Below are 20,157 nucleotides of genomic sequence, written 5' to 3'. Positions count from 1 at the left end.
CGTGATAAGATGCTTCCTTCGTCAGCATGACAGGAACGTGTTGGGCTAAGAAAACCTCATCCAAAACCACTCTGCATACCTGCCGGCTTCCTACGTACAACATGGCCCTTCGCTACCTCTGCTGCTTCCTGTTGCTCACCCGTCTCGTGCCCGCCATAGCGCAATCCACGCCTCCCATTTCCGTCGAAACCGAGCACGTGAGCCTGGTGCTGGCCGTGGGCGATAAGCAGCGCATTTTCCAGACCTACCTCGGGCCCAGGCTGGCCGCCACCGACCACAAGCTGCTGCCCAACCGCCACGAAGCTTACGTGCCCGCTGGCACCGACAACCTGTTTGAGCCCGCCCTGCGCGTGGTGCATGCCGATGGCAATCCGTCGATGGCGCTGGCATTTGCCGATGTGCAAACCAGCAAAACCGGCGACGATGTCACCACCACGACCATCCACCTGCGCGACCCCAGCTACCCAGTGGACGTGCGGCTGCACTTCACGGCCTACTACAAAGAGGACGTCATCAAAACCTGGACGGAAATCACGCACCGCGAAAACCGGCCGGTGGTGCTCACCAGCTACGCCTCGGCCATGCTGCATTTCGATGCCCGGCAATACTGGCTAACCCAGTTCCACGGCGACTGGGCCGAAGAAGCCAAGCAGGAGGAAAGCCGCCTCACCAGCGGCACCAAAGTCATCGACACCAAGCTGGGCACCCGCGCCGGCTGGTACCAGACGCCCAGCTTCTTCCTGGGCCTCGACAAGCCCGCCGAGGAAACCACCGGCGAGGTGCTGGCCGGCTCCCTGGCCTGGACCGGCAACTTCCGGCTGGCGTTTGAGCTGGATAATCAGAACTCGCTGCGCGTGTCGGCCGGCATCAATCCCTACGCGTCGGAGTACACGCTGCCGGCCAACCAGCCGTTCGTTACCCCCGAATTCATCTTCACTTACAGCACCACCGGCAAGGGCCAGGCCTCGCGCAACCTGCACCGCTGGGCCCGCCAGCACGGCGGCACCCTCGACGGTACCCAGCCGCGCCTCACGCTGCTCAACAACTGGGAATCCACGTTTTTTGATTTTAACGAAGCCAAGCTCGATGGCATCATGGCCGACGCGGCCAAGCTCGGCGTCGACTTGTTTCTGCTCGATGATGGCTGGTTTGGCAACAAGTACCCGCGCAATGGCGACACGCAGGGCCTCGGCGACTGGCAGCCTACCAAAACCAAGCTGCCCAACGGCGTGGGTCACCTCGTGAAAACCGCCAGCAAGGAGGGCATCAAATTCGGCATCTGGCTGGAGCCCGAAATGGTAAACCCCAAGAGTGAGCTGGCCGAAAGACACCCCGACTGGCTGCTCAAACTGCCCAACCGCCCCGACGACCTCTACCGCCACCAGCTGGTGCTCGACCTGAACAACCCCAAGGTGCAGGACTTCGTGTTCAACACCGTGACCGAGCAGTTGAGCAAAGGTGTTGCCTACGTAAAATGGGACTGCAACCGCATGATTAGCAGCGGATACTCGCAGTACTTGGGCAAAGACCAGTCGCATCTATACGTCGACTACGTGCTCGGCCTGTACAAGGTGCTCGAGCGCGTGCGCCAGCAGTACCCGCACCTGCCCATGATGCTCTGCTCCGGCGGCGGCGCCCGCGCCGAGTACGGTGGGCTGAAATACTTCACCGAGTTCTGGCCCTCCGACAACACTGATGCCTTCGAGCGTATTTTCATTCAGTGGGGCTTCTCGCAGTTTTTCCCCTCGAATACCATCGCCAGTCACGTCACCAACTGGAACCGCCAGCACACCCTGAAATTCCGCACCGACGTGGCCATGATGGGCAAATTGGGCTACGACATCGAGGTGGAAAAAATGACCCCCGACGAGCTCAAGTTCAGCCAACAGGCCGTGAAGGACTACAAGCGCCTGAGCCCCGTCATCTGGCAAGGCGACCTGTTCCGCCTGCGCTCGCCCTACGAGGGCAACCAGGCCTCGCTGATGTATGTGGATGAAGCCCAGCGCCAGGCCGTAGTTTTCGGCTACAACCTGCACACTCGCTTCCTCGAAACCGTGCTGCCGGTGAAGCTCCAGGGCCTTGACCCCACCAAGCGCTACAAGGTGGCCGAAATCAACCTCATGCCCGGCCAGAAGTCGCAGCTCCCCGCCCACGGCCAAACCTACTCCGGCGACTATCTGATGAAAGTAGGCGTGTTACTCAGCGACGGAGAAGCCAAGCCGCTGACCAGCCACGTGCTGGAGCTCACGGCGCAGTAGGATTTGAAAAAAGAACTTCATTCCGAGCGCAGCGACGCATCTCGCTCGCGCCATTTCGCGCCATTTGTCATGCTGAGGCACGAAGCATCTTATCAGGTTAGAACGAATCGTTGATGCGTGAGAAGATGCTTCACAAGCTCAGCATGACAGACAATTTTGATTGCTACCACACGCGAGATGCGTCGCTGCGCTCGGCATGACGTTCCGGAGTAAAGCTTACTTCACCGCCTTCACGCCCTCCGTGGTCATCACCACGCGCTTCATCGTGCCGTCCTTGTTGTAATACAGGTTGTCAATGCACACCGAGCGGCGGAAGCTGCCGCCGTCCGGGTTAATACCGCCGTTGTGGTAGATGAAGTACGATTGGCCTTTGAAGTCGATGATGGCTTGGTGGTTGGTGTTGGAATTGCCGGCCAGCTCGTTTAGAATGCCCTTGTATTCCCACGGTCCCTCAAGGCTGCGGCTCATGGCGTACACGATTTTCTCAGGGAACTGCGAGGCGTAGCTCAGGTAGTACCAGCCATTGTGCTCGTGCACCCACGGCGCCTCGGTGTATTGTGGCAGCTTGATGGGCTTGATGGGGCCGTCCAGCTCAATCATGTTCGGCTTGAGCTTGGCGTAGTAGCAGGTGGTATTGCCCCAGAATAGGTAACCCTGGCCTTTGCTGTCGATGAAAACAGTAGGGTCAATATCGGCCCAGCTAATCTTGTCGTCGGGCGTCATGTCGCTGCTCACCAGAGCCGAGCCCTTGGCGTCTTTGAATGGCCCAGTTGGGCTGTCGGCTACGGCTACGCCAATAGCCTTGCCGTGAATGCTGCCGTGCTCAACGGCCGCGTACCAGTAGAACTTGCCGTTGCGCGCAATCACTTGCGAGGCCCAGGCGTCGTCCTTGGCCCAGGCAAAATCCGACACCTTGAGTGGCACCGGGTGCTCAGTCCAGTTCACCATATCGGTCGAGGAGAAGCAGAGCCATTCGTGCATCACGTAGCGCTCCTGGCGGGCGGGGGCTTCGTCGTGGCCGGTGTATAGGTACACGGTGCCCTTCTGCACCATGGCGCTGGGGTCGGCGGTGTATTTGCTCTTGATGATGGGGTTGCCGCCCACCGTCGCGCCCAGCGTAGCAGGGGCCGCTGGCACGGTTTGCGCCACCGCGGCCGATGCTGCCAGGGCAAGGCCAAGCAAGCCGGTCAGCCGAAGGCCAAATACCGAGCGAACAGCCGGTTTGTGAGTAATCTGAGGAGCCTGCATTCGTTAGATTATCGATTGTGTAAATTGGGCTGAAAAAGGCGGCGGGCTCTATGCTCCGCCGCCTTTTTCAATTAATCTTTACGCCATTGGCAGTGCCGCCAGCATCGCTTTCAGCCCGGCTTCGGCATCCTTGCCCAAGTGCACGCGTAGAGTGCGGCGGTTGTAGCTCTGCAGCGCCTCCAGGTCGCCCAGGGCCTGGGCATTCTTGAAAGTGCCGAAGGTGTAGGAGCGACCGGGCAGCGCCAGGTCCTGCGGGTTGTCGTCGGTGAACTGCACAAACAGGCCGGTGTCGGGGCCGCCCTTATGGTACTGGCCGGTGCTGTGCAGAAAGCGCGGACCGTAGCCCGAGGTGGTGGCAATGTGCAGGGCCTGCTGCACGCGGCGGCGCAGCTCCTGCAGGCACTCGCTCACGGCGGGTGTTTCGGTCAGGTAGGCCTGCAAGCAGAGGAAGTCGCCGGGGCGGACTTGGGCAAAAAAGGCCTTCAATACTTCAGAAGCATTGCTGCCGCTCACGGCCGAGTAGTAAGACACGCCGTTTTCGCTGGCAACGGGCTGGCTCTTCTCGGGCAGGCTGCCCTGCTCTTCCACCACCTTCATTAGGCCGTCGGTGGCGGTTTTAGCGGCTTGCACGTTGGGCTGGTCGAAGGGGTTGATGCCGAAGACGGCGCTGGCTACGGCCGTGGCCACTTCCCAGCGGTAAAACTCCTGGCCCAGGTCCAGCGCGTCCTTCATCAGGATGGTGATGACCGGGTGGCCGGCCTGCTGCAATTGCTGCAGCCGGGCCGTGTTGTCGGCATCCGCTTGGCCCTCGTAGCCCACGTACACAAACACCCGGTCGTTGCCGTAAATGCTTACGTCGCCGAGCGGCTCGCCGGCCACCGGCAGAATGCCTTTGCCCTCCTTGCCGGTGCTTTCGGCGATGAGCTGCTCCAGCCACAGGCCCAGGTCGGCCAAAGAATCGGGCACGACGAGCGTGAGCTTGTCGCGGCCCTGCTCGGCCAGTACGCCCAGTGCAGCGCCCAGCTCCAGGCCGGGGTTGGTTTCTACCGCACCATAAGCGCCGCAGGCGCGCATCATCAGAATGGCGCGCTCCAGCAGCTCGCCGATGGGCAGGCCGTACAGCGCGGCCGGCACCAGCCCGAAGTAGGAGAGGGCCGAGAAGCGCCCGCCCACTTCCGGGAAGTTCAGGAAGATGCGGCGGTAGCCGGCGGCCGTGGCATCGGTCACGAACTTGGAGCCCGGGTCGGTGATGGCCACGAAGTTTTCGCCAGCCTTGTCGCCCTTCAGCTCCTTCAGCTTGGCGTAGAAATAGTCGCCGAAAGCCAGCGGCTCGGCCGTGGTGCCGGATTTGCTGGCCACGATAAACAGCGTCTCGGCCAGCGGCACCGACGCTTCAATCTGGCGCACCGTGCCGGGGTCTGTGGTGTCGAGCACCGACATCGGCAGGCCGTTCGGGCCCTGCTCAAACGCGGCTTTGAAGACAATGGGCGCCATGGTGCTGCCGCCCATGCCCATCACCACCACGTGCTTGAAGCCGGCGGCCTTTATCTCGTGTACAAACTGCTCAATTTCGGGCACGCGGCCCACCATCGTCTCGGCCACGCGCAGCCAGCCCATGTAGCTGCGGATGCTGTGCTGCCCGGCTTCGTCCTGCACCCAGAGGTCGGCTTTTTTGTCCCAGAAACCGGCGGTGAAATTCTTGTCGTTTAACTCTTGAACCTTCGCATCCACGGCGGCCTGGTACTGGCCCAACTGCAGGTCCTGTGCAACCACAGTCTGGGTCATGGCCGCTACGCGCTTCTTCTCAATCGACTCCATCAGCTTGCCGAAGGGCTCGTTGAATTTCTTGGCGCCGTCCACTTCCAGGAAGTTGGTTTGCTCTTCCAGGTTGATGCCCAATTCGGGCAGGCGGCGCAGCACTTCGCGGGCCTTGTCGATGCCTTCTTCGAGGCGCACGGCGGGCTGGCCGCGTTCGCGGAAAATGTCGAGCGTTTCCACCGGCACGGTGTTCACCGTCTTCGGGCCGATGAGGTTTTCGACATACTTCAGGTCGTCGTATTTCGGGTTTTTGTTGCCGGTGCTGGCCCACAGCAAGCGCTGGGTTTCGGCACCCTGGGCCTGCAGCGCCTCCCAGCGTGGGCCTGAGAAAATCTCCTTGTACATCTGGTAAGCCAGCTTGGCGCTGGCCAGGGCCACTTCGCCCACCAGGCTTTGCGCTAGGGCGCCTTTTTCGCCGCCCTCGGCCGCGATTTTTTCCAGCATGGGGTCAATCAGCACGTCGATGCGGCTCAGGAAGAAGCTGGCCACCGAGTCGATGCGGGCCAGCGGCAAGCCGGCTTTCGCGCGGTCTTCCAGGCCGGCCAAGAAGGCTTCGGTTACCAAGCGGTAGCGCTCGAGCCCAAAAATCAGGGTCACGTTCACGTTCACACCCTCGGCAATGAGGCGGCGGATGGCGGGCAGGCCTTCCAGCGTGGCCGGCACTTTTATCATCACGTTGGGACGGTCCACGGTTTTCCACAGGCGCAGGCCCTCCTCGATGGTGCCTTCCGTGTCGTTTACCAGCGTCGGCGATACTTCCAGGCTCACGTAGCCGTCGCTGCTGGTGTGCTCGCGGTCGTACAGCGGGCGAAACAGGTCGCAGGCCTGCTGCACGTCGGCCACGGCTAGGCTGGTATAGATTTCGTCGGTCGTTTTGCCTTGCAGGGCCAGCGCCTTGATGGCCGAATCGTAGTCGGTGCTGTCGCCGATGGATTTGGCAAAAATGGCCGGGTTCGACGTCACCCCGCGCAGGGCTTCGTCGGTGATGCGGCGCTGCAACTTGCCGTCAATCAGGATGGGACGACTGATAAAGTCCAACCAGAGGCTCTGGTCAAACTCGCGAATGGCAACGAGAGGGTTCATAGAATTTCAGTTAGTAAGTGCGCCAAAGGTCCGGAAAGAACCGCTTTGTTTTCAATTACGGTTGGTGGAATTGTGGAAAGAAGCTGCGATAAGCCCATCATGCCGAGACTACCGAGGCTTCTCGCGCCGTCTGTCATGCTGACGAAGGAAGCATCTTCTCAGATTAGCGCAAGTCGTTGAGGCGTGAGAAGATGCTTCGCTGCGCTCTGCATGACAGACGACGGGCAGACGCAAGCCATGCCAATCGGTTATTGCCCGACGGCCACGGCGGGCCAACCGTCCTTATCCCAGCTCAATTTTTCGATGCGCAGTTTGGGGCGGCCCCGGTCAGAGGCATCGTAGCCGTGGAAAACCAGGTAGTCCACGTTGTCGAACGTGCAGACGGCGTTGTGGCCCACGCCGTACCACTTGCTGTCGCCGGCCAGCACCACCGTGCCGCCGCCCTGGTCCAGCGCCAAGCCGGCGCGGTCTACGTACGGGCCAGTGATGCTGGCGGCGCGGCCCACCATCATTTTGTAAGTGCTTTGGGGCCCGCGGCAGCAGTAATCGAATGAGGTGAAGAGGTAGTAGAAACCGCCTTTTTTGAAGATGAACGGGCCTTCGATGGCGCCATCGCCGGGCAGCGAGTCGTTGAGCTTGGGGTCGCGCGGGCGGTGGGCGATGGTGCGCCACTGCTCGGGCTGGGCGGGGGCGGTGAGGTCGGGCCGCAGCTTCACGAGCTTGATGCCGTCCCAAAACGAGCCGAACGTAAGCCAGGGCGCGCCGGCCGCGTCGCGGGCCAGGTTGGGGTCGATGGCGTTCCACATATCGCGGCCCGGCACCGACTGAATGACCCGGCCGTGGTCGACCCACTTAAAGTCGGGCGAGGCTGGATTCAGCGTTTTGTTGGTGACCAGCCCAATACACGAGGTATTCTTGCCGAAAGCCGATACCGAGTAGAACAGACTGTATTGCCCGTTGGCGAAGGAAATATCCGGTGCCCACACGTGGCCTTTAAAGCCCGGCACGGCCGCCACGGCCCAGGTCGGTGGCGCAGCAAACACCGGTTTCTCAGCCTTCCAGGTTTTGCGGTCGGCCGACGACCACACCGCGATGCCCATGCCCGTGCAAAACAAATAATACGTGCCCTCCTGCCGAATCATGACCGGGTCGTGGGCCGGAATGGCTCCCGTAGTAGCGGGCGCAGTTTGGGCAGTGGCCCCGAGGCAGGTTAGCAGCAGCGCAAGCAGAAGCAGTTTGGGCATAACCTAGCGGTAAGATGGATTAGCGGTTGTGCAGAGCCTGTAGGCGCTTGCAGTATCTGCCAGCCAGCCAAAGTTATATCTTTTCACAATCGTTTGTGTGAAATATTTTTTAAATTGCTGTTTCTTCTGATGAAAAAAAGAGGAAACCGGTGTTACGCCAAAAACAACCAGGCGCCGGGCCTTACCGCATCAACAGCCGCTTTCCATCGGCCCAACGGCCTGCGCAGAATTTGGCCCAGGCCCCATGGCCGGTGCGTTACGGTAGCGCTTACTTTACTATTAGGACCAGTAACTTTACACGACTTTTTACCCTCTTTGCTCTAGCAAAATGGCAGCACGCCAAAACCTTCCGAAACCAACCGACGCGGCCAGCAGCCCCGTTTCTATGGCCGATTTGGCTCGGGAACTGGGCGTGTCCATGACCACGATTTCGCGGGCGCTGAGCGACCACCACAGCATTGGGCCGGCCACCAAACAGGCCGTGCTCAAGCTAGCCAAAAAGCTCAATTACCAGCCCAACCACCTGGCGGCGGCCCTGCGCAAAGGCAAGAGCAAGCTGCTGGGAGTCATCGTGCCATACATCGAGGGGCGGTTTTTTGCCTCCGTGGTGCACGGCATCGAAACCGCTGCCAGCAAGGCCGGCTACAGCGTGATTATCTGCCAGTCGAGCGAAGACGTGGTCCAGGAGCGCAAAAACGTGGAAACGCTGCTGAGCGCGCAGGTGGCCGGCATTCTGGTGTCGGTGTCGCGCAATACGCTGGACTTCCGGCATTTCGAGAAGGTGCGCAAGCACGGCGTGCCGCTGGTGTTTTTCGACCGCATTCTGGAGGGCGACAACGTGAACGCCGTGGTGCTCAACGACCGGGGCGGGGCCAACCAAGCCACCCTGCACCTGCTGGAGCAGGGCTGCCGCCGGATTGCGCACCTGGCCGGCCCGCTGCACCTGAACATCTACAAAAACCGCCGTCAGGGCTACCTCGACGCCCTGGAAAGCTTTGGCATCGCGCCCGACGAAAGCCTGATAGTGGACTGCGACATGACCCTGGAAGGCGGCGCCGCCTGCATGGCTCAACTCCTGGAGCTGCCCAACCCGCCCGACGCCGTGTTCTCGGCCGGCGACTCGGCCATCCTAGGGGCGCTGCAACTGCTGAAGAGCCGCGGGATTCGCGTGCCGCAGGACGTGGCCCTGGCTGGTTTCAGCAACGAGGCCCTGACCTCCGTGGCCGAGCCCATGCTCACCTCCGTGGACCAGCGCTGCGAGGAAATGGGCCAGGCAGCCTTCCGGTTGTTTAAGGACCTGGTCGATGCCGAGGGAACGGCGTTTTCGCAGCGACAAGTGGTGCTGCAGCCGCAGCTGTTTGTGCGGGCCTCGTCGTTGCGCACCGACCACGCCTGAGGAGGCAGTAAGCCTCATTACCAGCGTGAAAGGCTGCAGCCGGAAGCGCCGGGCTGCTACTTCTTGCCCGCAATAGCTATTGGCTGCTGCGAGGCGCTACTTTTGCCTTCATGTCTGCTACGCCCAACCAGCCCACCATCGTGTTTCTCCACGGCTTTGCCGAAAGCCGGGAGGTGTGGTCCGATTTCACTCGCTCCTTTCCCGATGGCTACCGGCTGCTGGCGCCCAACCTGCCCGGCCACGGCACCAACCTGGCGCCCGTGCCCGACTTCTCGATGGAGGCCCAGGCCCGCTACGTTATCGATTACCTCAACCAGAAAGGCTGCTCCGAGCCCGTGCTGCTGGTGTGCCACAGCATGGGCGGCTACGTGGCCCTGGCCCTGGCCGAGCGCTGGCCCCAGCGCGTGGCCGGCCTGGCTCTCATCAATTCCTCGGCCCTGGCCGACACCGACGAGAAGCGCCAGAACCGCGAGAAAAACATCGGCTTCGTAGAAAAATATGGCGTGGCCAAGTTCATGGAATCCTTTGTGCGCCCGCTCTTTGCGCCCACCAATCGGGACAAGCTCACCGATGCCCGCGCCCTGCTGGAGGAGATTGGCAAGGTAACCCCGACCACCACCATCACCGGGGCCCTGCGCGGCATGGCCGCCCGCCCCGACCGCACGGCCGTGCTCAGCAACGCCAAATTCCCGGTGCTGATGGTAGCGGGCAAGCACGACGTAGCCGTGCACTTCGAAGACGCTGTGCGCCAAGCCGCGCTGCCCGCCGAGGGCCACGCGCTGTTTCTGGAATGCAGTGGGCACCAGGCGTATCTGGAGCAGCCGGAGCAAACGCGCCGGAGCGTGCTGGCCTTGGCCGGCGCCGTGTTTGGGCGATAATAGCCGATTGATTTACTGGATTTTGAACGTGACGGGCAGTACGTAGTACACCCGGGCCGGCTTCCCGCGCAGCAGGGCCGGCGCCGTAGCGGCGGGGAGCCTCTGCACCACTCTCAATACCTCAGCATCCAGTGCCTGGCCCGCCGTGCCCAGAATTTGGGCGTTTTCAATGGCTCCGTTTTCGGCCACTTCAAAATAGGCGTTTACCTCGCCCTGCTGGTCGGCGCGCAACGCTTCGGCTGGGTATCTAACCTGCATTTGAATGTAGCTCGCCAGGCCCTGGGGCGATGAAGCGAATGCCGCAGCCTGGGCCGGGTTCTCTAGTTTGCGGTCGATGTAGGCAAGGCGCTTGGCCAGCCACACGCTCATGGCCGGGTCAAATTGAGGCATTTGGTCAGCGTAGCTGTAGGGCTGCGCGGCCTGGGGAGTACTAAAGTCCAGCAGCAGAGTGACTTTGGGCGCGGTGCCAGGAGCAGCTTTGGGGGCAGGAGTGCCAAGCTGCCAGGCCGGCATGCGCGCCTCCAGGTCTGGCAGCACGGATGCTGCCACCTTGATTAACGATTTATTCAGCGGAGCCGGCGGGCGCACGACGCTGAAGCGGTGGGGCTGTCCATCGGGTTGCAGCTCAAACTTCGCCAGCATGCGGCCGGCTGGGGCTGGCATAAGTAACCGCGTGCTGCGGTACACGAAGGCCCGCAACGAATCGGGGCCGCCTGGATAGCGTGGCCCTTGGTAAGCAGCCGGTGGCGCCGGCGCTTGGGCTGAGGCAGTGGAAGCCACGGCCAGCAGCAGTACGGCAGTAAGAAGCTTGGTAAACGGGTTTGTCATTAGGGTAGATAATGGGGCGGAAGCATGCAAGCTACTGTATAATCAGATACAGAAAAGCGCGCTCCGCTTTCATCAACCCTTATACCAGCCCGCTCAGGCGCTCGAAGCCAGTGCCGAGGATGGCCGCGTCATCGGCCCCGAGCCAGTCCTTGAGCAGGGTAGCGTAGATGCTGCGGAAGTCCACCTGGTGGCGCAGGTCGCCCTGGTCGAGGTTGGCCAGGTCGGGGGCATTGTTGAGCACGCCTTTTTTCTGGAGGGCGCCGCCCAGCAGAAACACGTTGTTGGCGGTGCCGTGGTCGGTACCGTTGCTGGCGTTCTGGCCCACCCGGCGCCCGAATTCTGAGAACACCAGCACGAGGGTGTTGGCCCACTGGTTGTTCTGCTTCAAATCATCGGCCAGCGCCGCCAGGCCGTCGCCGAGGTCGGTGAGGAGGCGCTGCTGCTGCTCCTGCTGCCGCACGTGGGTGTCGAAGCCGGATAAGGCCAGGTAATACACCCGGGACTCCACGCCAGAGTTAATCAGCTCGGCCGTGGTCTTCAGGTTTTTGCCGAAGTCGGAATTTGGGTAAGCCACGCTGGACTTGTAAATCTTCGACTTGTCGTACAGGTAGTCGGCCGAGGAAGCCGTTTCGGCCAGGGTCTTGTAGAGGTAATCTACCTGTTCCTGGTGCACGGGCGTGGTTTCCTGGCTCACTTTGGCCAGCAAGCGGTTCTGGTTGAGCTGATGAAATTTGCCGGGGTTCTTCAGGGCCAGGCCCTTGCGCTGGCTGCCCTTCAGCGCCAGGCTCAGGGTGTCGTCTACTTCCAGCGCATTGTAGGGCCGTTGGCAATCGGGGCAGTTCGAGTCGAGGTAGCGGCCCAGCCAGCCAGTGCTCAACACTTGGTCGGCACTGGAGCCGCTCTGCCAGATGTCCATGGAGCGGAAGTGCGAGCGGTCCGGGTTGGGGTAGCCCACCGAGTTGAGCACGGCCAAATGGCCCTGGTCGTACAGGCCCTTCAGGCCCTTCAGTGCCGGGTGGAGGCCCAGGTCCTTCTCCATCGCCAGAATCCCATCGGTTTCCTTGATGCCGAGCGTGGGCCGGGCCTTGTAGTACAAGTCGTTCCGGAAAGGGATAACCGTATTCAAGCCGTCGTTGCCGCCGCTGAGCTGCACCACAATGAGGCGCCGCGCACCCGGCGCATCGGCCAGCCGGGCCAGCCCCGGCCCCCGGTCGAGCGCGTGCAGAAACTTAGGCACCAGCAGCAGTGAGCTGGCCAGAGCAGAGGTGCGGAGGAAGTCGCGGCGGGTGGAGGACATGTTGATAGAAACAATTAGGTTGAATGAACATCAAACTCCCCTCCTTACCAAGGAGGGGACGTTTAAGCTTCAGCTTAAACTGGGGTGGTTGAATCGTTGAACGACGCGCGCTGGAATCGTTCGGGTGTCGTTGGCTACGCCGACCTTCGGTTCAACGAATCCAACCACCCCCGTCCGAACCTGCGGTTCGAACATCCCCTCCTTATCCAAGGAGGGGAGTTGTTTACTTACGCCAATTGGTATTCGGGCAGGCTCAACAGGCTCACTAGCGTGGCGCGCAGGGCCTGGGCGGGCTCTTTTTGCTGCGCGGCTTGCTGCACCAGCTGTAGGTTTTCGGGACGTATGGCGGTTTGCAGCAGGAAGGCGCTCAGCTTCTCGGGCTGCTGCGGGGCGGGCGTGGCGCCGAGCAGCTGTTGGAGCGGTGCCAGGGGCAGGTGGGCGCCTGCGCCGGGCCGCACAGTGCGCTCGGCCTTGCTGAGGTTGGGCGCAATGTCGTTTTCGTCCTGCTTGAGGGCCACGGCAAACTCGGCGTTTTTGAATAGGATAGCCGGCAGCTGCAGGCGCAGCAGCAGCGATGACGAGTCTATCCAGTTGCGGCCGCCGGGCCAGCCGGCCACGTTGGGCGGCTGAAACAGGGTTTGGCCCAGGGCTTTCTGGTAGCCCAGCAGCGGCTTGTCGTTGTCGATTTGCACGTTCAGCGTGCGGCGGATGCCCGCCAGCAGCTCCACCGGCGACTTGATGTGCGTGCCCACATTGGCCGGCTCGTAAAACCAGTCGGCCGAAAACATCCGCTCCATCAGGTCGGCAATGTCGTAGCCACTTTTGCGGAAGGCAGCGGCCAGGGGCTCGATGTGCGCCGCATTGGGCACGTCGTTCACAAAGAAGCGGTAGATTTTCGTGACCAGGAACGTGGCCGCGGCCGGCTGTTTCAGGATGAGCTGCAGCACGTCTTCGCCCGAGAAATTGCCCGTGCTGCCCAGGAAGGTTTTGGCGCCAGCGTCGTGCTCCCGCTCCCGGAATTTGTAGTTGCCCTCGTAGTCGTAGCCCCAGCCGGTGAAGGCGCGGGCGGCTTCTTTCACGTCCTGCTCGGTGTAGTGGCCACGGCCCAGGGTAAACAGTTCCATCACTTCGCGGGCGAAGTTTTCGTTGGGGTGCTGCTTGCGGTTCTGCTGGTTGTTGAGGAACTGCAGCATGGCCGGCTCCTGGCTCACGGCCAGCAGCAGGTCCGGGAATTTGCCCAGCGCGTAGCGGCGAGTGGTGTTGTGTAGGCTGAGGGCGGCGTTGGGCTGGCGCACGCGGCATGCAAAGTGCCCGTGCCAGAACAGCGTCATTTTCTCGCGCAGCTGCGCCGGCGAGGTGGCCATGCGGTCCATCCAGGCCGTGGTCATGTTCTCGAAGGCATCGCGGATGCCCATGTTCTGCATTTTGCGCTGTTCGGGGGTGAGGTCGGCGCGGCGCAGACGGGGCACGCCAGCCGCGATACCACCGCGTAGCGCCGAACGCGGCTGCATGGGCGCCAATGGCTGGTCGGGCGGGGTGGTTACGGTGCCGTCCGGTACCGGCTTTTTGGCCATCGTAGGTTCGGCCATCACCATGCCCTGCGGCTCGGTGTAGCTCAGGCCGGGGCCGGTCAGCGGCTCGTACTTCTCCGAATCGTGCAGCAGCTGCCGCAGGGCTTTGCGGGGGCTGAGGCCAGCGGCCAGGTCCTGCGGGCGCGGCCCAAACCCCGCCCGCCAGTAAAGATGCTGAAGTTGCAGCGTGCTGTTCATGCCTTCTGAGACGGTAATAATATGACGGAGTTTAACGCGCTGTCATTGCGAGGAGGCACGTGACCGTTATGCTGAGCAGAGCCGAAGCATCTCTACCGCGCCTTTTGTCATGCTGGCGCCATTTGTCATGCAGAGCGCAGCGAAGCATCTTATCACGGCGGAACGACTCGCGCTTACCTGAGAAGATGCTTCGCTGCGCTCTGCATGACAGACGATTGTTGACAGCCGATTGAGCTACTACCCCCACGCGAGATGCTGCGCTCTGCATGACGGGCTGAACTTTCAGCGTTCAAGCTTCCTCAAAACCGGGCGCCGAGCACTACGGTCTTCTTGTATTCGCGCTTCTCACCGCTGCTGGCTTTGAATAGCTCAACCAACAAAATGTAGTAGCCCACGGCGGCTTTGTGGCCGTGGTCATCAATGCCATCCCATTGCAGAAAACCGGTGGTGGGCAGGGTTTCGTTGCGCACGAGGCGGCGCGTGAGGCGGCCCAGAGCATCGTACACCGTCACGGAGGCAGCGTAGCCGGGCTGGTCGAGGTGGTAGGTGAGGGTGGCGAAATCCTGCTGGCCATCGTCGTCGGGGGTGAAGACTTCGGGCTCCACGGTGAGTTCCTGGTTGCCGCCGGGCGTGTCCTGGGCTTGCGAGTTGGGCCGGCCGGGCGTGGCGTAGCCCACGGCTCCGGCAGCCGAGTGGAAGTTGCTGCCCAGGCTTGGACCGTTTGCCCGGATGCGCTCCAGCGACACGCCCTCCTGAGAAGCCAGCAAACTCAGGTGCAGGTTTTTATTGTAAGCAAACCGGTCGATTTCCAGGCCGCGGCTGTCGAACAGCAACACCGTGCCCACGTCCGGGAAGGTGGGCAAGCGGGCCATCTGCACCAGGTTGGCGGCGTCACTGCCGGTTGGGTACTGCGCTTGTAGAATACTGGTGCTCGTGCTGAAGGCCCGCAGCTGCCCCGGTGCCAGCAGGAGCGGGCCGGCGCTGAGTACGTCGGCATCGACGCTGCCGTCGGGTTTGAGGTTGCCAATCTGCCAGCCCTGCAGGTCGATGAATTTGTTGCTGCGATTCAGGATTTCCACAAACCGGACGCCGCCCACGCGCGGGTTGAACAGCAGCTCGTTCAGCACCACGTCGCCGCTCACGGCCGCTTCGGGCAGGGCAAACATGGCTGACTGCAACGGCCCGCTGGCGTTGCCGGCGCAGTCGGTGGCCAATTGCACGGACAGGGTGGTGGGGCGGCTGGGCAGCAGCGGTGCGCTCAGAGTGAGGTCTACCTGCCGGAAATCGGGCCCCACGGGCGCGGCTCGCACAATGGTTGGGCCAGGCGCCGCCAGCGAGTAGCGGCTCACAATGGCGGCCGTGGTGCTGTCCAGCTTTTCCGAAAAGTAGGCCCGTACGGTGGTGGGCGTGAGGGCCGCGGCGCGCAGCAGGGCCGGGGCGACGGCATCGGGGTGGGCGGCGCGCACGGAGTTGAGCCGGCCGGGTGTGCCGCCGCTGGCGTCGGTGCTGGCGGACCAGTTGTCGGCGCCGGCGCAGTAGTTGTTGGCGTCTATCATTTCCATGCTCCAGCCGCCGTCTTTTTTGCGGGCGTCGCGGTACCAGGTATCAGCATACGTCACCTCAAACAGCGTGCGCCCGTCGCGCCCGCGCAGCACCAGCTGGTCGCCACTGTTGTTGAGCGCGGGGAAGTTGGTGAGGCCATATACCTTGCCGTAGGTGGCAAATTGCAGCGTGCGGGTGCTGCCGCACACCACGGCGTACTGGCCGGGCAGCAGCCGGGCGGTATCGGGAAAAATAGCGGCCGTGCTGCCCGGCTTGCCCAGGCGCACGCCGCCCAGGCTGAGCACGTGGGAGGTGCTGCGGTTGTAAATCTCCACGTACTCGGAAAGCGGCAGCCCCACTTGCGGGGTCTCATCGGCGAATATTTCGCTGATAATCAATTCGCCCACTTGTGGCGCCACCGGCGGCCCTACGAACGTGGCCGTGAGCGGGCCGCTGGCCATATTGCCGTAGAGGTCGGCCAGGTTGCGGACTTCCAGTAGGTTTTGGGCCGCGAAGTCGGTGCCGAAGGTGAGGCGAACCACGGCCGGGTTGTTGGGCAAAACTGTGGCCGAAGTGGGCACGGCGCCGCTTTGCAGGCGGTAGTTGGCCGGGGTGGTGGCGCTGACTGGGGCCACGGCTTCGTTGAAGGCGACATCGAGCTGGCGCGAATCCAGGGGCACGGCCCGCAGCAGGAGTGGCGCGGTGGCGTCGGTCACGGCAAAGTCGTCGAAGTAGAAGTTGCGGTTGTTGGCCGCGGAGTACAGCAGCGACACGCCGAACGCAATGCTGCGCTGGTAGGTGGCGTCGGTGGGCTGGACCGCTTCGGTTACGAAAGTGCGGCCGCCGGTGAGGTCGCGTTCCAGGGTCCAGCGGTTGGCTGGGCTGCGGGTCACGCGCACGCGCACCAGGTTGTTGGTAGTGCTGGCCAGGGTGCCGTTGAGGCCATCGATGACCGGCACGGCGGCGCGGGTCGAGTCTTTCCGAAACAGACTCACTTCGTCGTCGGTGCCGCCGAGGCGCACGAAATAGCCGGTGTTGTTGGGATTTTTCAGGTCGGTTTGGGAGGCCATGAGCCACACGTCGGCGAGGTTGCCGGAGCTGGTGGCCAGCCGCAGATTGGCCCAAAACTCCCACACTGTGCCGGTGCTGGCCCGGCTGGGTGTGCTGAGCTGAATCTGGGACCCGGTCACGGCCGGGCCGTTGCTCTGCAGCTGCTGGGCGGTGACCTGAAAACTGGCGGCGTCGCCGCTCCAGGCGGGGTTGGTGGTGAAGTTGCCGTCGGCGAAGTCGTCGCGCAACTGGGCCTGCGCCAAGGCCGGCACAAGCAGGAGGAACAGGTAAAGGTGTTTCAAACGACGGGGTAGAAAAGGACAGAGCGGGGGCCCGGGTAAGGCAGGCGGGGCGGGAAGGTGCGCTCCTAGCGCCTGCCTGTTTGCGGGTTAGGCAACCAGGGTAAGCGTCAAAACCTGCGAACAGGGTGCCGAAAGTAGCCCAATTGTGGCGATATTTGTAATCCTGCGCCCAGCGGTGGCGCTGGTTTTTTACCTTTTTGGATATTCTATGAAACTTGCAATTGTGGGTGCCACCGGCCTGGTTGGTACCGAGCTGCTGAAAGTGCTGGCCGAGCGCCAGTTTCCCTTAACTGAATTATTGCCCGTGGCTTCGGCCAAATCGGTGGGCCAGCTGGTTGAATTTCTAGGTAAAAAATACCCCGTGGTGAGCATGGACGACGCCATTGCGGCTCGGCCCGACATTGCCATTTTCTCGGCGGGCGGCTCAGTTAGTAAGGAGCACGCCCCGCGCTTTGCCGCCGTGGGCACCACCGTCATCGACAATTCCTCGGCCTGGCGCATGGACCCCACCAAGAAGCTGGTGGTGCCCGAGCTGAACGCCGACACCCTCACGGCCGACGACAAAATCATTGCCAACCCCAACTGCTCCACCATTCAGTTGGTGGTGGCCCTCAACGAACTGCACAAAGCCTACACCGTGCAGCGCATTGTGGTGAGCACCTACCAGAGCGTGACCGGCACCGGCAAAAAAGCCGTGGACCAACTCCTGGAGGAGCGCGCCGGCCAAACCGCCAGCAACCCCGCCTACCCGCACCCCATCGACCTGAACGTGCTGCCCCACATCGACGTGTTTGAGCCCAACGGCTACACCAAGGAGGAGCTGAAAATGGTGAACGAGACCAAGAAAATCATGGGCGACGACAACATCCGCGTGACGGCCACCTGCGTGCGCATCCCCGTGATGGGCGGCCACTCCGAGGCCGTGAACGTGGAGTTTGAAAAGGAGTTTGACTTGGCCGAGGTGCGCGAAATCCTGGCCCGCACGCCCGGCGTGGAGGTAGTGGACGACCCCAGCCAGAATCAATACCCCATGCCCAAAGACAGCCACGGCAAAGACGCCGTGCTGGTGGGCCGCCTGCGCCGCGACGAAACCCAGCCCCGCACCCTCAACATGTGGGTGGTGGCCGACAACCTGCGCAAAGGCGCCGCCACCAACGCCGTGCAGATTGCCGAGTACCTGGTGGGCAAGCTGGAGCCGGTGAGCTGATTTTTGGTTCGAAACGTTTTCATAGAACGTCATGCTGAGCGAAGCCGAAGCATCTCTACTGCGTAAGTAATCCTTGTGATTGGTTTACTCCTCCGGTAGAGATGCTTCGGCTTCGCTCAGCATGACGTTCTTTCTTTGCGGACTATTTTCAAGCGCTAGGCATGCGGTGGCTACTGAGTATTTGGTTGGTACTGATGGCCTCCGCCGCCCGGGCGCAAGGGCCCGTGGTGCTGCGTGGCCGGGTGCTCGACGCTGAAACCCACCAGCCCATTCCCAACGCTCAGGTGGGGGTGGCCGGCAACCGCATTGGCACGAGCACAAACGAGGAAGGGCGCTTTGCCCTGAGCATTCCGGCCCAATACCAGCAGGAGCAGCTGGAAGTGGCACTGTTGGGCTACCGCAAATTCAGCCAGGCGCTGCCGCCGCTGCCCGGCCCGGAGCTGCGCATTGAGCTGCGCCTCAGCCCGGCCGCGCTGGGCGAGGTGCAGGTCACGGCGTCGGTGGTGGGCATTGTGCGGGAGGCCGTGGCGCGCATTCCGCGCAACTACCCCACGCGGCCCACCCGCCTCACGGGCTTCTACCGCGAGTCCGACAACGACCCGGCCGGCCGGCCGCGCTACCTCGTCGAGGGTTTGCTCACGGTGTTTAAGGCGCCCTACCAGCAGCGGGCCGACGACGGCGAAGTGCAGATTCAGCAGTCGCGCAAGGTGGACCTGCGCCCGCACGCGCTGGTGCAGATAGACTGGGCCGGCGGGCCGTTTATCGCGCACCTAGCCGATTTTGTGCACCGCCGCGCGCAGTTCATCGACCCGGCCCACTTCCGCGACTACGACTACCGCCTCGCCCCTGGCAGCACCTACGCCGACCGGCCGGTGTACGTCGTCACCTTCGCACCGAAGCCCGGCAACCGCCGCGCCGATTTCGCCGGCCGCATGTACATCGACCAGGACAGCTACGCCTTTCTGGGGGCCGAGTGGCACTACACGCCCGCCGGCCTGCGCGCCGGCATTCACCGGGCCGATGCCCGGGCCCTGCGCGTGGCTTACCAGCCCTACGCCGGGCGCTGGCATTTGAAAACCGTGTGGTGGCAAACCCGCTACCGCCCACCGGTGGGCGAGCCGCTCCAGTATTTCGGCGAATTCCTGACCACGGCCATCGACACGGCCCAGGCCCCGCGGCCCCCTTACCTGGAGCGGGCACAGTACTACGACGTGTTTCTGAACAATGCCGTGCCCTACGACTCGGCGTTCTGGCAAAGCCACACCACCCTGCTGCCGCCCGAGGCTGTGCAGCAAGCCCTGCTCGACCAGCAGCGCCAGCAACGGGCCGATTCGCTGTTTCGCCACCCTGCCGCGGTGCCGGCCGCGGCCGCCCAGGCACCCGCGCGGCGCGGCATGCAGTGGCTCAGCCGCATTCGATACGGCGCTTCGGCAGGGGCGTGGCCGCTGGCGGTGCCGGCTGCGGGCCTGGGCGTAAGCTTTGCCCCGGCCGGCTCCAGCTTTCGGGCCCAGGCCACCACCAACGTAGCGGCGCAGGCCCTAACCGGCTGGTGGAGCGCCGAATACCAGTTTGATGTAACGCCTGCGCTGGCCGTGCGCCTGGCTACAAGGAACGTGTTCCGGCAGTTCACCGGCGAGGGCTGGGAAGCCGGCTTGAGCTACGAGCACAACCTCAACCCCCGCCACCGGCCCCTATACGGCCGCGCGGGTCTGGCCTACACGCGCCAAACCGTAGCCCGCACTTTGGGCAGTTTCGATAATGCCATTGGCGGCGTGCCCGTGGCCGGCGCCACCCTCACGGCCCGCGAGCTGAGCTTGCAGGTGCAGTCCGTGGCCGATGCCATTCAGCCCAAGTTGGGTTTGGGCCTGGAGTTAAGTCACAAAATTGAGCTGGTGGCCGACCTGGGCTACTTGTGGCCCCTCCACAATCGCACCCAACTGCAAGTGAACGAGGAAAGCGGCTTCTTCCTGACCCGTAGCTCCGCCGCCATTACCCTGCCTAACTCCGACGTAAGCCTGCAAGTAAACGAGCAGCTGACCTCCGCCGTACCGTGGCAGCCCAACCGCTGGCTGCTCAACTTCGGGCTGCTCTACCGGTTGCGTTAGATGTTGTCAGTTACATGGGGTTGAAGGCCAGCCTACAGCACGGTGTAGAGACGCGACACTTCGCGTCTCGGCGTCCGCGCCGGTAGGGCGTTTGGGCGTCGTCGCTTTAGGGCGGGAGGGGGGGGGGCGCGG

The 20,157-nt window shown here is 62.8% G+C and carries 12 protein-coding genes; 5 read left to right on the top strand and 7 right to left on the bottom strand.

The window, feature by feature from the left end; genetic code table 11:
* Positions 1-101: 101 nt before the first annotated feature.
* Positions 102-2,258: an alpha-galactosidase gene (locus LJ738_RS15065; protein WP_227787222.1), complete on the top strand. Its 2,157-nt coding sequence runs from the start codon at positions 102-104 to the stop codon at positions 2,256-2,258.
* A gap of 216 nt (positions 2,259-2,474) precedes the next feature.
* Here the strand turns inward: LJ738_RS15065 and LJ738_RS15060 are convergent, their stop codons facing one another.
* From LJ738_RS15060 to LJ738_RS15050, 3 genes are all read right to left on the bottom strand, one after another.
* Complete coding sequence (locus tag LJ738_RS15060; protein WP_227787221.1) at positions 2,475-3,506, bottom strand: glycoside hydrolase family 43 protein; 1,032 nt, start codon at positions 3,504-3,506, stop codon at positions 2,475-2,477.
* A gap of 78 nt (positions 3,507-3,584) precedes the next feature.
* Positions 3,585-6,407, bottom strand: coding sequence for a bifunctional transaldolase/phosoglucose isomerase (locus LJ738_RS15055; RefSeq protein ID WP_227787220.1), 2,823 nt, complete (start codon positions 6,405-6,407; stop codon positions 3,585-3,587).
* Between the two features lie 248 nt (positions 6,408-6,655).
* Positions 6,656-7,651 (bottom strand): arabinan endo-1,5-alpha-L-arabinosidase, encoded by a 996-nt coding sequence (locus LJ738_RS15050; RefSeq protein ID WP_227787219.1) that lies wholly within the window; start codon positions 7,649-7,651, stop codon positions 6,656-6,658.
* A gap of 328 nt (positions 7,652-7,979) precedes the next feature.
* On the opposite strand from LJ738_RS15050, the gene LJ738_RS15045 reads away from it, so the two are divergent.
* Entirely contained in the window at positions 7,980-9,047 is a 1,068-nt protein-coding gene (locus LJ738_RS15045; protein ID WP_227787218.1) for a LacI family DNA-binding transcriptional regulator, read from the top strand.
* 110 nt (positions 9,048-9,157) lie between these two features.
* Entirely contained in the window at positions 9,158-9,925 is a 768-nt protein-coding gene (locus LJ738_RS15040; RefSeq protein ID WP_227787217.1) for an alpha/beta fold hydrolase, read from the top strand.
* A gap of 12 nt (positions 9,926-9,937) precedes the next feature.
* Here the strand turns inward: LJ738_RS15040 and LJ738_RS15035 are convergent, their stop codons facing one another.
* The 4 genes from LJ738_RS15035 to LJ738_RS15020 all read right to left on the bottom strand — a co-directional run bounded on the left by LJ738_RS15035 (position 9,938) and on the right by LJ738_RS15020 (position 16,713).
* On the bottom strand, positions 9,938-10,753 hold the full coding sequence (locus tag LJ738_RS15035) for an energy transducer TonB (RefSeq protein ID WP_227787216.1): 816 nt from the start codon (positions 10,751-10,753) through the stop codon (positions 9,938-9,940).
* Between the two features lie 79 nt (positions 10,754-10,832).
* The gene (locus LJ738_RS15030) at positions 10,833-12,050 is read right to left on the bottom strand and encodes a DUF1501 domain-containing protein (RefSeq protein ID WP_227787215.1); all 1,218 of its coding nucleotides are present in this window, start codon (positions 12,048-12,050) and stop codon (positions 10,833-10,835) included.
* Between the two features lie 227 nt (positions 12,051-12,277).
* Positions 12,278-13,819, bottom strand: a complete 1,542-nt coding sequence (locus LJ738_RS15025) for a DUF1800 domain-containing protein (RefSeq protein ID WP_227787214.1) — start codon at positions 13,817-13,819, stop codon at positions 12,278-12,280.
* Between the two features lie 299 nt (positions 13,820-14,118).
* On the bottom strand, positions 14,119-16,713 hold the full coding sequence (locus LJ738_RS15020) for a lamin tail domain-containing protein (protein WP_227787213.1): 2,595 nt from the start codon (positions 16,711-16,713) through the stop codon (positions 14,119-14,121).
* Between the two features lie 208 nt (positions 16,714-16,921).
* Between LJ738_RS15020 and LJ738_RS15015 the strand changes: the two genes are divergently transcribed.
* Entirely contained in the window at positions 16,922-17,920 is a 999-nt protein-coding gene (locus LJ738_RS15015; protein ID WP_227787212.1) for an aspartate-semialdehyde dehydrogenase, read from the top strand.
* 194 nt (positions 17,921-18,114) lie between these two features.
* Entirely contained in the window at positions 18,115-20,025 is a 1,911-nt protein-coding gene (locus LJ738_RS15010; protein WP_227787211.1) for a carboxypeptidase-like regulatory domain-containing protein, read from the top strand.
* The last annotated feature ends 132 nt before the right edge of the window (positions 20,026-20,157 follow it).

This window comes from Hymenobacter plasmatis (genome assembly GCF_020711255.1).
In the GTDB taxonomy this organism is placed as follows: Bacteria; Bacteroidota; Bacteroidia; order Cytophagales; family Hymenobacteraceae; genus Hymenobacter.
The sequence above is the reverse complement of the archived record's forward strand: the minus strand, read 5'-3'. Positions and strand labels throughout refer to the sequence as shown.